The following is a 15,912-nucleotide window of genomic DNA, read 5'->3' as shown; positions in this document are numbered from 1 at the left end:
TCAAGTATGAAACCACAGACGTTACGATTGAAAAATTTTGGCCCATTTATCGATGAAACGATTGATTTCTCAAAATTGACCCAAGCGGCCTTGTTTTTGATTACAGGAAAAACAGGGTCTGGCAAAACAACGATTTTTGATGGTATGACCTATGCGCTTTTTGGAGAAACATCTGGAAGGTTGCGGTCTGGCAAAGAGATGCGGTCATTATTTGCGACACCAGAAGACGAAACGAGTGTCTTTTTTTCGTTTGAACATCAACAGTTGCGTTATGAAGTCGAACGTAAGCCTGAACAATTGTTAGCTAAACGCAAGGGTGAAGGCATGAGAAAACAGGCGGCAAAAGTCAGTTTAACGATCTTTGATGAAAAAGGAAAAGAAATTCGACAATTAACAAAACGTAGTGAAGTTGATCAAGAAATCAAAGAACTATTGAATTTAGATGCGAAACAATTTTCACAGATCGTTTTACTGCCACAAGGAGAATTTCGGAATTTCTTGATTTCCTCTAGTAGTGAAAAAGAAACAGTTTTACGTAACTTATTTGGTACACAATTCTTTCAACGATTCACCGAACAATTGAAAGAAAAAGCCAAGAACAAGCAAAAAGAACTGGATCATTTGGAGCAAGAATTAGTCTTATTGCAAAGGCAATTTAGTTCCTATGAGGAGAAGCAACCGGCTGGTCTACAATCTTTTGAGACAGTGATCAATGAGTGGCACGAGCATCAAAATCAAATTTCAACAAGACTCGCATCAGAGCAAGAAGTATTAGAGCAACTGAAAGAAGAACAAAAAATCAGCGAGACGGATTACTACCACGGGAAAAATCAAAAATCTGCTTATGAAGAAAAGCAACAATTATTAGCAGAACAACAAATGCTCAATGAGCAACAGCAAGTGATCGAGGAGCACCAAAGGTGGATTTCTCATTATGAAGTTGCTCAGCAATTGCGCACCCCGCTTGAACGTAGCAAAGAATACCAAGAATCACTTACCACACAGGAAAGTGAAAAACAGCAACTAATTATTGCTTTCAATAAGGTGGCAAGTGATTTACAGAAATGGCAAGAACAGGCGGACGTACGAGAAAATACCGAAAAAAAAATAGCAAAAATGAGTCAAATGCTCCAAGAAAAGCAACGATTGATCCCAGTGGCTGATACTTTCAGAAAAAAACAATCGGAATTTTCCGTAATAGAAAAAAAAGTCAGTGAATTACAGCAAAAAATCCAACAACTGGCAGATCAGCAATTGATCCTTCAAGAAAGACAACAAATGAGTCAAACCGTTTTAGCAACACAAGGGGAACTACAAGAAAAACAGTTGGTTTATGAACGTTTACGTTTAGAAGGGGAACGTTACTGTGAACAACAGCAACACCTTGATCACCTTGACAAAGAACTAGTAAAAAATCATCAGTACTTTGAACAAACAACAGAGCAATTGGTAGGAAAACAACGATTACTTGAACAACAAACACACGATTTCAATCAATGTAAAAGCGACTGGGCAAAGCAACAAATTACTTATTTACAAACCCTATTGATACCTGGTGAACCTTGTCCAGTGTGTGGTGCAACGGAGCATCCATTGACACCGGATAATCGTGAATCAGTGCAAGAAAACTTAGCTGTGCTTGAAGAAAAAATGGTCCAAGCAGAACAATCGATCGAAAAAACGCATCAAGAAATTGGTCGGAAAGAAGCAGAAATCGAAAAAATCAACCAACAGCTTGCTCGTTTAAGCCAGCAACAAATGGAAACGAGTCAACAGTTGGATCAACAAGCAATTTATTTGAACACAGAGTTAAAAGACACCTTCCAAATAGATGTGCAAGAAAATATTGTTCAAGGGTTGGCGGAAATAGAGAAAACCCTCAATGCTCGTTTAAAGGAAATCAAAAAAGCAGAAGAAGCACATGTAAGGGTCATGGAAGAACTAGCCAGCAACAAAGAACAAATTGAACAGATCAAAGCGCAACAAATGCTCCATAATGAAAAAATCCAACGACTCCAAGGTGAGATGGCAGGATTGAGTCAACAATTAGTAACAGAAGACATTGATACTTTAGTAAAAGAAGCTGATCAATTAGCCAAACAGTCGAGCAAGAGCAAGCAAGAATTGGAAGAGCAAATGGCCCAAGGTGAGAAACTCCAGCAAGAATCAGCTGTTTTGACGACTAAAATCGAAACGTTGACTGAACAAATCGAAAAGACAACTGCTCAATATGGGAAAGAACAATGTAAAATCTCTAGTTTCTTGGAGCAACACACTGATTTTTCTTCGCAAGAAGCAATAGCAGCGTTGTTAAAAGAAACAGTCACATACGAAAATAGAAAAACAACGATCAAGGAGTATCAAACGAAACAGTTGGTGCTTTCCACTCGCTTAGAACAATTGGAACATGTCACCTATGATGAAAAATCCCAAGATTTGACAGTGTTGAGTGAACGAATCGAAAAAATCAAACAACACATTGAAGAGCAGCAACAATTGATCTATCACTTACAACAAGAGTATAAAACCAATCAGAAAGTGGTCATGGAATTTACTACAAGTTATCAAAATAGTCAGGAACAACTAGATGAATTGATCCAGTTGCAACAATTATCACAGACGATGAATGGTGAAAATCCTAAAAAAACAAGCATTGAACGTTATGTCTTGCAAGTTTATTTACAAGAAGTCTTGCAAGTCGCTAATGAACATTTGATACGATTGACAAAAAGCCGCTATCAGTTTGAATTAGATGAAGAAGTCGGTAGTTACCGGGGAAAGACTGGTCTGGAGATCAACGTGTACGATGATGAAGCAGGAACGACCAGAGGATCGCATACTTTATCCGGAGGCGAAAGCTTTATTGCTGCATTATCATTAGCTTTAGCCTTGGCAGAAGTGATTCAAGCGCAAGCTGGTGGGATCACGATCGAAGCATTGTTTATTGATGAAGGGTTTGGTTCACTGGATGAAGAAGCCTTGGAAATGGCGATGGAAGCATTAGAAACAGTTGAAAGCGAAGGCAGGATGATCGGGATCATCAGCCATGTACGTGAGTTGAAAGAACGTGTCTTGCAACAAATACGAATTGATACAAAAGGTAGTGGACAGAGTGAAATACGCTACCATTTTGGTTAAGAAGGGAGATTGATAACAATGAAATGGAGTATTCCGGAAAAAGTCATTGCAAGAGGGCGTCAATATTTGCAAGAAGACCGTGTGTTATCGGTTGTCCCAGATCAAGAAGACAATGTGTGGCATGCAGAGGTTTTAGGTAGTGAGCTGTATTTAGTTGATTTAGATGGTACAGCAAAAGAAATCGACTACTGTCAATGCCCATACTGGGAAGAACATCATTATTGCAAGCACACTGTTGCAGTAGAACTTTATTTACGATCGAAACAACTTTCTCGTATCATGCAGAAAGATCAAAAAATGATTGAACCAACGAAAAAGTCCAGTGAAGGAGAACTGTTGACAAAAGGATTTGCCCGATTAAAAGGGAAGACTTCTACTAAATCCTTGCAACCCTTAGTGATCGATTATCATGTCGAACAGATCGAAACCAATCAATACCATCCAGAACTGTCTATTTTGGCGGTATATCTACGTGTGGGCTTTCTAGAAACACCTAAGAAGACATACATCGTAAAAAATATTTATGAATTTTTACAGGCGTATACAGAAGAAGAAAACTATACGGTCAATAAACAGTATCAATTCCGTTTAGAGCACCGAGTTTTCCAACAAGAAGATCAACAACTAATGGATCTATTCGCAGGTATTGCACAGACGCAAACATTATTAGGCGCAAACGGTGTCTTGGTAAAAGGGAAATTAGACAAGCGTTACTTACTTTTGCCAATCGATCAGTCGAAATCTTTGTTAGAGCGTATGAATCAATCGACACGTTTGAAACTACAGATCAATGATCAAACTTATCATGGCATCCAGTTTTCAGACGATACGAAACCGCTAAGTTTTCAAGTCAAGAAGAGAGAAATACAGTATCAATTGACTGCCGTAAGTGACTTTGATTTGTACTTGTCTCACTATCAGTGGGGGATCAGACAAGGTACTATCTATCATTTGACTAAACAGCAACAGACGATCTATTTGACTTGGAAACAACTGATGAAACGTTTTGAAGAGCCAGAAGTTGCCTTTCATAAAAAAGAATTGTCTTCTTTATTTAAAGAAATTTTACCGCTTTTAGATCAGATAGGAACCGTTGCTATTGATGATGAAGTGACAGCAGAAGTCGCAGATATTCCAGTAGAGTTTGTCTTTGTTTTTAAAAAAATGAAAGGGAAAATTCAAGCAAGGATCGATTTTGTATATGGAGATGTTGTGTTCTCCACAGATGAACGACATGAAACGCTTGCTGAGCAAACTACCGAAATATTGAGAGATACGGCGCAAGAACATCGGGTTCTTGATTTGTTTCGTATGTACCGTTACCGGAAAAATAAAACGGGCTACGAACGTCCATTACCTGAAGGTGAAGCATTGTATCAGTTTTTCCGGACAGAATTAGCTGTTTTTCGTCAATTTGGAGAAGTCCGTATAGGAAAAAAATTACGGGAATTATATCTAGATGCACAAAAACACCAACCACAGATTGAAGTAGAAGAAACAGGATCATGGCTAGATATCCGCTTTGATGTGACAGGAATCAACGAGCATGAAATCGACAATGTTTTGCAGAGTTTGTTAAGAAATGATTCATTTTATACCTTAGAAAGTGGACAGGTATTGTCTTTTGATTCAGAAGAATTCCAACAAACAAGCAAAATCCTACAACAATTCAGAGATACGATCCGTTCAGACGATGGCGTTATCCAAGTGCCAAAAAATCAAGGATTGATGATCAAAGAACAATTTACAGGAAGTAATGCTAGTTTTGGCGATTCTTTCCAACAAATGACTCAAGACTTGATCGATCCTACGAATTACGAAGCCGCTTTACCAAAGAATTTACAAGCAGAGCTTAGAGACTATCAGAAGCAAGGATTCCAATGGTTGAAAATGTTAGGTCATTATCAATTTGGTGGCATTTTAGCTGATGAAATGGGTCTAGGGAAAACGTTGCAGACTATTGCTTTTCTGCTTTCGGAGAAAGAAGAAAAAGGTTCATTGGACGCCTTGATTGTAGCACCGGCGAGTTTGATCTATAACTGGCAAGCCGAAGTGAAAAAGTTTGCGCCCTCATTGAGTGTCCAAGTGATCAATGGCAATAAGAAAGAGCGAGAAACTTTGTTAGTTGAAAAAGTAGATATTCGTGTTACTTCTTATGCGAGCTTACGTCAGGATCTTTCAGAATATCAATCATCGACAATTAATTATTTAGTCTTAGATGAAGCGCAAATGGTGAAAAATAGCAGCACAAAGACTGCTCAAGCTTTACGAGAGTTGCATATTCCGCAGCGGTTTGCTTTAAGTGGGACACCAATCGAAAATAGCCTTGAAGAACTATGGTCACTATTTGCTACGATCATGCCAGGGTTCTTTCCGAATCGGACACGTTTTAGAGAATTGACGACAGATGAAATCGCGCAAATGATCCGACCTTTTGTTTTAAGACGAGATAAGCAAACAGTTCTCAAAGATTTACCAGAAAAAACTGAAATGAACCTTTATTCTGCGTTGACGGAAGAACAAAAAACAGTGTATCTTGCCTATTTGAGACAAATGCGTGAAGAAGTATCAGCTATGGATTCAGAGTCGTTCAAAAAGAATCGGATCGGCATCTTGGCAGGACTGACACGTTTACGTCAAATTTGTTGTGATCCTCGCTTGTTTGTAGAAGACTATCAAGGTGGATCAGGTAAGTTAGAACAAGTAAAAGATTTATTACTAGCAGCAAAAGAAAATAACCGTCGTGTCTTGTTATTCTCCCAATTTACAGGTATGTTGACGATCCTTCAAGAGGAGTTAGCTGAATTAGGGTTAAGTACCTTTTATTTACGAGGAAGTACAAAGGCACAAGATCGTTTAACCATGGTCGATGCTTTCAACGCGGGTGAAAAAGATGTCTTTCTTATTTCACTTAAAGCAGGAGGGACTGGGTTAAATCTAACTGGCGCAGATACAGTCATCCTTTATGATTTATGGTGGAACCCAGCGATCGAAGAACAAGCTGCTGGAAGAGCCCATCGTATTGGACAAAAAAATGTTGTTGAAGTATGGCGAATGATTGCTGAAGGAACAATCGAAGAACGAATGGATTCCTTACAGCAAGAAAAACGAGAATTGTTCCAAAAAGTAATCCAAGGAAACGAAGAACAATTGACGAAACTAACAGAAGACGATATTCGTTTGATTCTAAGTATTGGTGAAAATGACGAATAAAACGTAAAGATCATTTATTGAGTAATTACTCTCTTATACAGGAAACAGTAAATAAGCCAAGGAAGATAGCCTCGCAAATCTGCGCAGTGATCTTCCTTGGCTTTGCTTGTTTATTTATTCGCAGATGCTTATTTGATCAGACAAGCTGAGCTTCTCCTACAGCAGTTTTTATAGCGGATAGCAGTTGATCGAACTCATTGATCTCTACATCACACACCGGATGCTCGTTGACGGAACGCTTGCGGTGATTAAACCATAACGTCTGCCAATTGGCACTCTTAGCACCTAACACATCGTTTTCGTAATTATCGCCAACGTATAGGGTTTCATTAGGTGACATATTGAAAGTTTTCTCGGCTAATTGGAAGATTTCCTTTTCTGGTTTTTGAAAGCCAGTTGCTTCAGAAACTAGCATACAATCAGCAGGAATCCAATTTGTTAATTGAAGTTGATTTAATTTTTTTGTTTGATGATCAGTTGGTCCATTGGTGATGATCCCTAATGGAATATTTTTTTCTTTAAGAAAATCAAGTGTTTTTTTTACTTCAGGATGAAGAGAGATATTTGCTAGTTCCTCTTCGTAGACTTCTTGGAAAACCAAGCATTTTTCATCAGAGATAGGTGAATAACCTAGATCGATTAAGGACTGACTAATGCGGTGTGCACGCATATAATCAAGTGTCCATTCTCCAGCCATGACTTTTGGGAAATTCTCGTCGCTGTGATGGCGGAAACGGATATATAATCCATGCATATCTTCTTTTGCTACTTGAGGTACCACGCTTTGAACTGAATTCTTAAATGGTTGTTGCTGATCATACATTGTATCGTCAACATCAAATACAACTGATTTAATCAAATTATTACACGCCTTTCAATATTCTATCTTTTCACAAATCCTCGCTTATTGTATCAAAAAAAAGGTGATAAAAACGTTGAGATTTAAAGGTTTTTATTACTATATTTCTGATTACTTGACAGAATAAGGTTTGTGTATTTTAGTTTTTTTAACTAAAAATAATTAATTTTATTATAAAGAAATCAACAAATCTATTTTCCACTTCGCCAAATGGATTATAATAGTAAAAAATAAATAAAACAAAAGACAACTTGTTTTTTTAATACAGAAAAAATAAAATTAGTAAAATATAAAATAACGTTAACTAGCAAGCTGGCTAGTAGGTTTTGACTTTTCCATTGAACGCATCCGTTACTTCAATTTTATAGTCGCGTTAAAATCAACATTTTTTTAGTTTTTTTTATTTTCTAAGTTTAAAAAATTTTTTGTTATTAAATAAATAAAAAACATTACACGTGAAAAAAACGCTATCATTCTTAAAGTTTTCAAAAAGACTAGTACAGATTTTTGTGCTGTGTTATGTGTTTTTTGTATTGTAAAAGTATTTGAAAACTCTAATTTTTTTACTTAGAATTAAGTAGAAACCTTGGTTTAACTGAATATCTGTCTTAGATAACTTTCATTTTTTTTTAAAATAATTTAAAAAAAAGCTAGCTATTTAAATGTTGATTGGGTATAATAGAAACAGATGGAAGATATTCAGGATCTTCTGTTACAAAAATGTGGCTATAATCACAAAAAGGAGTGATGCACGTTGTTAACACTATATACTTCCCCAAGTTGTACTTCCTGCAGAAAGGCTCGTGCGTGGTTGCAAGAGCATCAGATTCCATTTGTAGAGCGAAATATTTTTTCAGAACCTCTTAATAGCTCTGAATTAAAAGCAATTTTACAAATGACGGAAGACGGAACAGAAGAAATTATTTCTACCCGTTCAAAAGTTTTCCAAAAATTAAACATGGATCTTGATGAGTTACCATTACAAGAACTTTTAGAGCTTGTACAAAACAATCCTGGTTTGTTACGTAGACCAATTATGATCGATAACAAACGTCTACAAGTTGGCTTTAATGAAGATGAAATTCGTCGTTTCTTACCACGAGATGTTCGTCAATTAGAATTACGTCAAGCCCAGCTAATGGCTGGTTTATAGAAAACACAGAATGAAACTTAGGAGGATGTGATGTCTTTCTAAGTTTTTTTTATTAAAAATAAATTGTATTTTTTTAGGACTTAATGATTTTTTCTTTACATTTATTCTTATTTCGCTACAATTAATCTATATGGATAGTTGGGATAAAGTGAGGTGTAGCATATGGAAATGGAACATATCAATGAGAATACGATTCGTGTAATGATTGGTCATGATGACCTAGAAGAACGTGGGGTCTCATTTTTAGATTTATTAGGTAACCACAGAGAAATTGAAAACTTTTTTTATAGTATCTTAGAAGAAGTGGATATTGAAGAGGAGTTCCAAAGTAGCGAAGCTGTCACTTTCCAAGTTTTGCCAAAAGGGGATGGCCTAGAGCTGTTTATCAGTAAGAATATGCCAGACGAAGAGATCGGTCAAAACAATGAATCGACGTTGAATAGCGCAGATGTTAGTGAGTTTCTTCAAGATCAAATGCTTACAAATGAAGAGGAAAGCGACTTAACAGAATCAACTACTGCAAGTGAACAACGAGCAATCTTTGTATTCAATGACTTTGAGCAAGTGATCCAGCTTGCCAATGATGTTCAGTTAGAATCAGCTTGGACAGATCTATACCAATTAGAAGAACGTTATTATTTAGTTGTTCACTTTTGGATGGAAAATCTAAATCAAATCGATGTTGAAAATCAATATGCACGTATTTTAGAATTCGCTGAAAAAAGTACACGAACAGCTGAAGCATTGAATGAATACGGGCAGCAATTGATGGAACGTAATGCGCTGGAACGTATAAAATTTTATTTTGAATAAAGCATAGGATAAGCTAACATAGCGATAGTTGACATTGCTAGGTATGCTTTGTCGAGGGTCTCAACATTTGTTGAGACCTTTTTTGTTGGCGTATTTATCTAATGAAAGGAAGTGAGTCGATGCTACTCGCCAAAGACAAAGAAGGGTCTGTTTTTTTAGCAACTGATGCAACAAAAGAGTACGACTACTATTGTCCAAACTGTGGGAATCAGGTATTTTTAAAAAGAGGAATGAAGAGGATCCCCCATTTTTTCCATCATGATACTTTGGGCTGCCAAGTATTTAGTGAGGCGGAATCTGAAGAGCATCTTAATCTAAAAAGACAATGTTTCCGATGGTTGAAAAAAAGCTATCCAAGAGTAGAAATGGAAGGGTATCTATCACAACTGATGCAACGTCCGGATATCTTGGTTGGTCATCATGCGTTTGAGATCCAATGCTCTCCATTGTCTTATGAGCGAATGATCGAAAGAACGATCAATTACAAAGCAAATGGGTATGTTGTTTGGTGGCTATTAGGAATGAAATTTTTCAAAAGGAACGATCGCTTAAGATTAGAAAAAAAGTTTTGCTACTATGACGATTTACGACAGCTCCACTTTTGGCAAATCGACTGGTCTACGCAAAAGGTTTACTTATATAGTCAGATACTCACAGACTTATCGGGGGAAATCAGGTTTGAACAATCTTCTTGGTCCTTTTTCGAGAAAGAGCTATTAACAGTATTAGAAGTCGAAAGTGGCTCATTGCGAAAAATACCAAGTCCTTCTTCCGTGAAAGCAAAAGATTGGTTAGCAAAACAAATCATTCGAAAAAATAAAAAAGTATTGGGAGTACAAGAACAGTGCTATCTAAGAAAGAAGCATGTGCTTTATCTTGAATCGTGGTTCTATGAAGGAAGTGATTTCTTTTGCTTTTTTTCTGAACAAGTATTCTTTTATCGGTTGCTGTTTTCACAGATGAAATGCAAAGAGAATGATAAGAAAACAAGTTCTTTCGATAAGTGGTATCAGGAAATCAAGAAATATAAAAATGAGTGGTTATTTCCTTTGATTGATGAACAAAAAATTTATCGATTGTTTTATGAAGAGTGTAAACGTTTAGTACAAAAATAATAATCAGAGAAGAATTCCATATACAAAACATGAAAGAGTTATGATAAACTCAAAAGAGTAAGTAAAAAGTAACTATTATTTTTTATTCAGAAAAGCATAGTTGCAAAGATGAACAAAAGGAGTGGAACAGATGAGCGAAACAACGAAGTTACCAAATAGAGAAGATTTGCCTGACAAATTGACATGGGACCTAACACCAATCTTTTCAAGCGATCAAGAATTTGATAAAAAGTACGAAGAATTGACTGAAGAATTAAAAAATTCTGAGCATTATAAAGGAACATTAGGCAATGGAGCAACAGCATTTTTGGAGGCGCTTGAATTTGTCTTAACAATGTATCGTAAAGTTGAGCTTATTTATGTCTATTCCCATTTAAAAAATGATCAAGATACGACAAATACGACATATCAAGCATTGTATGCTCGTGCTGGAAGTTTACTTTCAAAAGTGAGTGAAGCAATTGCTTGGTATGAGCCAGAAGTATTGCAACTTTCTGATGAGCAAATTTGGCAATATTTTGAAGAAGAACCAAAATTAGAAGTTTATCGTCATTATGTCAAACAAATGGTTGATAACCGCGCACACATCTTGTCAGCAGATCAAGAAGCATTACTTGCTGGAGCCGGAGAAATCTTTGGTGCTTCAAGTGGTACCTTTGCAGTGTTGAATAATGCTGATTTAGAGTTCCCAACAATCACTGGTGAGAATGGTGAAAAGATCCAATTATCGCATGGTGTATATGGTCAATTATTAGAAAGTACAAATCGCGAAGTACGTGAAGCAGCGTTCAAAGGACTATACAGCGTATATGCACAATTTAGAAACACCTTTGCTTCCACACTTGGAACACATATCAAAGGACACAACTTCAAAGCCAAAGCACGTCGATACGCTTCTGCCAGAGAAGCTGCACTAAGCAATAACCATATTCCTGAAAGTGTTTATGATACTTTAGTTACTGTTGTGAACAAACATTTGCCGTTATTGCATCGATATATGGAACTACGTAAACGACTATTAAATTTAGATACGTTGCATATGTATGATCTGTATACGCCAGTATTAGGTGAAGCACCAATCAAATTTACGTATGAAGAAGCAGTAGAAAAAGCCATTGAATCACTTGCACCAATGGGAGAAGAATATCTAGCTGTCGTAAAAGAAGCATTTTCAAACCGTTGGATTGATGTAGTCGAGAATAAAGGGAAACGCAGTGGCGCTTATTCTTCTGGTAGTTATGATACCAACCCTTACATCCTGATGAACTGGCATGATACGTTGGATCAACTGTTCACCTTGGTCCATGAAATGGGACATAGTGTCCACAGCTATTTCACACGTTCGAATCAACCTTTCGTCTACGGCGACTATTCAATCTTTTTAGCCGAGATTGCGTCAACAACAAATGAAAATATTTTGACCGAACATTTATTAGCGACCGAAGAAGATCCTCGGGTTCGTGCTTATGTCTTGAATCATTATTTAGATGGTTTTAAAGGAACAATTTTCCGTCAAACACAATTTGCAGAGTTTGAACACTTCATGCATCAAGAAGATGCAAAAGGAACACCTTTGACGAGTGAGTACCTAAGTGAAAGCTATGGCGAATTAAATGCTAAGTATTATGGTCCGGCTGTTGAAAAAGATCCAGAAATCAAAGATGAATGGGCGCGTATCCCACATTTCTACTATAATTATTATGTCTATCAATACTCAACAGGATTTTCTGCTGCATCTGCTTTAGCGAAGAAAATCTGGGAGAAAGAACCAGGTGCATTAGATGCTTACCTAACGTATCTAAAAGCAGGAAACAGCGATTATCCAGTAGAAGTAATGAAGAAAGCTGGTGTGGACATGACCCAAGCAGCTTATATTGAAGATGCAATGGCCGTGTTTGAACAACGATTAAATGAATTAGAAGCATTAGTGGAAGAATTATAGAAATCATGTGTTGAGTGATCTATTGATTGGATCTTTCTAGGTCCGTTCTGATCCTGCCAAAAACCGGAAAAGTGTGTGAGTTTCTCACTCAACACTTTTCCGGTTCTTACTGTTAAAAATAACATGAGAATTCAAAAATTAAGGTTTGGATTTTCGGTTTATAGTATATTGACAGGGATAGTAAAGTTGATGCGGTGGCTAGCCTTAAGAAAAGAGGTGATACCTATGTTGATCTGTGGCTTTCTTCTAGAAAGGAATAAGCATGTCTGTGTTTGAGGCATGGATGTTTACATTATCGTTTGCAACATTGGTCTCGATCGTCAGCGACAAAGACAACAAAAAATAACCGCTCTTTAAACTTCGGAAGGTTTAACGGTTATTTTTTGTAACTGAATAAACTAGCCACTAGTCAAACAGTGCTATCTGAAGAGAGAGTTGTTGATGCAACGCTCTCTTTTCAAAGTTATGATACAATAGCGGGTATATAAACGCGAGTTCATTTTCTTCCGTCTTATTGGTAAAAAAATGGTTATAATTGTTTTTATTTGACTTGGAGTTGACTCAAGGGGATATACTAGAAGCAATTAATCTAAGGAGTGGAAGCTATGAAAGCAACAGTATTTTTAGAACCAGGGAAAATGATTATCAAAGAAATGCCTAAGCCAGAATTGAATCAAGAAAACGAAGCAATCATTCGTGTGGTACGTGCAAGTGTATGTGGTTCTGATTTATGGTGGTATCGTGGTATCTCTAAAAAAGAAGCAGGATCTGCTGCGGGACATGAAGCGATTGGTATTGTTGAAGAGGTAGCAGAAGATGTTACAAATGTTCAACCGGGTGATTTTGTTATTGTGCCTTTTACCCATGGTTGTGGGGAATGTGAGGCTTGTTTAGCTGGGTTTGATGGAGATTGTTTATCAGATACTTCAGGTTCAACAGGGTATCAGGCAGAGTATATTCGCTATCGCAATGCGAATTGGGGATTAGTAAAAATCCCTGGTAAACCAGAAGATTATTCTGATGATATGTTAAACTCTTTTGTTACGTTGGCGGATGTTATGGCAACGGGCTATCATGCAGCAGTGAGTGCTGAGGTGAAAGAAGGAGATACAGTTGTTGTGATCGGAGATGGAGCTGTAGGGTTATGCGGAGTCATTGGAGCAAAATTGTTAGGCGCATCAAAAATCATTGCGATGAGTCGACATGAAGACCGTCAACAGCTAGCTTTGACATTTGGAGCAACGGATATCATTGCGGCTCGTGGAGAAGAAGCAATCGCTGAGGTCATGAAATTAACAGGTGCCGGTGCGGATGCAGTGTTAGAATGCGTAGGAACACAACAAGCAGTTGAAACGGCTGTAAAAGTAGGTCGACCAGGTGCGGTTGTTGGACGTGTTGGCGTCCCTCACGTAGATGATTTGGATACGAACGCTTTGTTTTATCGTAATATTGGCTTACGTGGAGGGATTGCGGCTGTGACGACTCACGACCGAGCTTCACTATTAGAAGCAGTCTTATCAAATGAAATCGAACCAGGTAAAGTCTTTACGCAACAATTCGAGTTAGATCAAGTTCAAGCTGCTTATGAGGCAATGGATGAACGAAAAGCAATCAAATCACTGTTGGTCATCTCATAGTTCTTGAGTTTGAATAGATCAGAGGTCAAGAAGCAATGCTACCATCTAATTACTCAATGTAGTATCTTTTATTAACCTTGAAACCGTTCGTCAAACGGTTTCGCTCATGATAAAATAAATTTAATTAGAGAAAAGGAGCGATGGGCCATGTGGTTGTTTTATTTGGATCAAGTATTTTTAAACAATTAATTGAATCGTTTAAAAACAACTTGTAAATGACAGTTCACGGGAACTTTGCTTTTTTTCTATGCTTTTTTAGTATGGACAAAATTCCTGAAGAAGCAGTCTTTCGCAGGCTGCTTCTTTTTTGTGTTTCCGTTAGAAGGATGTTCATTTACACAAAAGGAGTGCAAATAATGGAAGCGTTAGTAATGCAATTAAAAGAGATCGAGATTACGTATGACGGAAAAGAAGTATTAACAATCAATGAGCAAGCGATTTATGAGAATGCGCAGATCGGTATCGTCGGAGATAATGGTAGCGGGAAATCGACGTTACTTAAATTATTAGCTGGAGAAATTCTACCAGAAAAAGGAAGAATAGATCGAAGGGTTGATTTTGAATATTTTGCACAGATCAATACCCTTGATCAGCATCCAGTCGAAGAAATCGATTTTGAGTTACTTAGCCGTTTCCGAGTCCCCAATCAAGTGGCTCACTTTAGTGGTGGTGAAGAAACGAAATATCGTTTGGCACAAGTATTATCTACGTACACACCAGGTTTGTTATTAGATGAACCAACCACCCATTTAGATCAACGAAGCGTGCAAATGTTGATTGAAGAACTTCGGTATTATTATGGAACCATAGTTTTTGTTAGCCATAATCGCTTATTTCTCAATGAATTAGCTGACAAGATATGGGAAGTATCGGAACATACGATAAATGAGTATCAAGGGAACTATGATGACTATCTAAAGCAAAAAGAGCAAGAAGTAATTGCTCAAGAAAGAGCGCATGATGACTATTTGAGAGAACGTAAAAAATTAGAAAATAGCATGATCAAAAAAGAGCAGCAAGCAAAAAAAATGGCGCAATCTTCCAATCAAAAAAGCAGAAGTAATAAAAATAGTCGGAAACCTGATCGTTTGTCAGGAACAAAACAAAAAGAAAGTGGTCAAAAAGGGATAATGAAAGCGGCGAAGTCAATGGAGAAACGTTTAGAAAAATTATCAGAAGTCGCAAGAGTACAAAAAAAGCATCCGATTGATTTCCCGCAGTCAGAAACAACTGTTTTACACAATAAGTTCCCAGTCGTAGGTGAATCAGTGACGATCCATTATAATGAAAAAGTCCTGCTTGGTGAAGTTAACTTTGCCTTCGCTCTAGGAAAAAATATCGCGATTATTGGATCGAATGGCAGTGGAAAATCTAGTTTATTACAACACATCTTACAGTAAAAAAATGGAGTGAAGCTTAGTCCCAAAGTTACTTTTGCTGTCTATGAGCAAATGGATTATCACTATGTTGAGGATATGACCGTCCTACAGTATTTGATGCGTCAGACCGAATATCCAGAAAGTTTGATCCGAAGTATACTTCACCATTTAAGCTTTTCACCGGAGATCATCCAACAATCAATTGGTTCGTTAAGTGGAGGTGAGGCTACACGGCTGTCACTAGCAACGTTGTTTGCTAAGCCTTCCAACGTATTACTTCTAGATGAACCGACTAATTTTATTGATCTGCGGACAATGGATGCGCTAGAGTATTTTTTGAAACAATATCATGGAACTGTTTTGTTTACCTCGCATGACCCTTATTTTGTTCAACAAGTGGCAGATCAAGTCTATGAAATAAAGGATCGAAAACTGATTCGACGAGATTGAATCAGCGTAAAACGAGCTTGCTATTGTTGCTAAGTGAGAGTCAAAGGGAGTGCCAAAAATAGGCAACTGAAATAAGCAGTGAAATCCGGAAATTGTTTTTCCTATTTTGGGATTTCGCTGTTTATTTTTGTAAGATTTATTTTTGGTGACTTCCTTTTTTATTTTAATTTTAATACACGGGTGCGTCGTCGACTCTGTTCGGTCCATCAAAAT

At 37.2% G+C, this 15,912-nt stretch carries 10 protein-coding genes; 9 read left to right on the top strand and 1 reads right to left on the bottom strand.

What is annotated here, in order from left to right:
• Nucleotides 1-6: 6 nt before the first annotated feature.
• Together CYK55_RS11770 and CYK55_RS11765 are read left to right on the top strand one after the other, a co-directional pair.
• A complete protein-coding gene (locus tag CYK55_RS11770; RefSeq protein WP_034687162.1) occupies nucleotides 7-3,138 on the top strand; it encodes an AAA family ATPase in 3,132 nt (1,043 codons plus the stop codon).
• 18 nt (nucleotides 3,139-3,156) lie between these two features.
• The gene (locus CYK55_RS11765; protein WP_034687160.1) at nucleotides 3,157-6,351 is read left to right on the top strand and encodes a DEAD/DEAH box helicase; all 3,195 of its coding nucleotides are present in this window, start codon (nucleotides 3,157-3,159) and stop codon (nucleotides 6,349-6,351) included.
• Nucleotides 6,352-6,487: 136 nt separating this feature from the next.
• Here CYK55_RS11765 and CYK55_RS11760 read toward each other — a convergent pair whose 3' ends face one another.
• Nucleotides 6,488-7,210 (bottom strand): HAD family hydrolase, encoded by a 723-nt coding sequence (locus CYK55_RS11760; RefSeq protein ID WP_034687158.1) that lies wholly within the window; start codon nucleotides 7,208-7,210, stop codon nucleotides 6,488-6,490.
• Between the two features lie 754 nt (nucleotides 7,211-7,964).
• On the opposite strand from CYK55_RS11760, the gene spxA reads away from it, so the two are divergent.
• The 7 genes from spxA (at nucleotide 7,965) to CYK55_RS13885 (ending at nucleotide 15,699) form a co-directional block, all read left to right on the top strand.
• Nucleotides 7,965-8,363 (top strand): transcriptional regulator SpxA, encoded by a 399-nt coding sequence (gene spxA, locus CYK55_RS11755; protein ID WP_019723016.1) that lies wholly within the window; start codon nucleotides 7,965-7,967, stop codon nucleotides 8,361-8,363.
• A 162-nt stretch (nucleotides 8,364-8,525) separates the two neighbouring features.
• Nucleotides 8,526-9,176, top strand: a complete 651-nt coding sequence (locus CYK55_RS11750) for an adaptor protein MecA (RefSeq protein ID WP_126134357.1) — start codon at nucleotides 8,526-8,528, stop codon at nucleotides 9,174-9,176.
• A 119-nt stretch (nucleotides 9,177-9,295) separates the two neighbouring features.
• The gene (locus CYK55_RS11745; protein WP_126134356.1) at nucleotides 9,296-10,291 is read left to right on the top strand and encodes a competence protein CoiA; all 996 of its coding nucleotides are present in this window, start codon (nucleotides 9,296-9,298) and stop codon (nucleotides 10,289-10,291) included.
• Between the two features lie 130 nt (nucleotides 10,292-10,421).
• Nucleotides 10,422-12,233, top strand: coding sequence for an oligoendopeptidase F (gene pepF, locus CYK55_RS11740; RefSeq protein WP_034687152.1), 1,812 nt, complete (start codon nucleotides 10,422-10,424; stop codon nucleotides 12,231-12,233).
• 605 nt (nucleotides 12,234-12,838) lie between these two features.
• Entirely contained in the window at nucleotides 12,839-13,870 is a 1,032-nt protein-coding gene (locus tag CYK55_RS11735) for a zinc-binding dehydrogenase (protein WP_034687149.1), read from the top strand.
• Between the two features lie 356 nt (nucleotides 13,871-14,226).
• The gene (locus CYK55_RS11730; RefSeq protein WP_241234778.1) at nucleotides 14,227-15,270 is read left to right on the top strand and encodes an ATP-binding cassette domain-containing protein; all 1,044 of its coding nucleotides are present in this window, start codon (nucleotides 14,227-14,229) and stop codon (nucleotides 15,268-15,270) included.
• 51 nt (nucleotides 15,271-15,321) lie between these two features.
• Complete coding sequence (locus CYK55_RS13885) at nucleotides 15,322-15,699, top strand: ATP-binding cassette domain-containing protein (protein WP_241234777.1); 378 nt, start codon at nucleotides 15,322-15,324, stop codon at nucleotides 15,697-15,699.
• The last annotated feature ends 213 nt before the right edge of the window (nucleotides 15,700-15,912 follow it).

The sequence above is a fragment of the Enterococcus mundtii genome (assembly GCF_003957375.1).
In the GTDB taxonomy this organism is placed as follows: domain Bacteria; phylum Bacillota; class Bacilli; order Lactobacillales; family Enterococcaceae; genus Enterococcus_B; species Enterococcus_B spodopteracolus.
The sequence above is the reverse complement of the archived record's forward strand: the minus strand, read 5'-3'. Positions and strand labels throughout refer to the sequence as shown.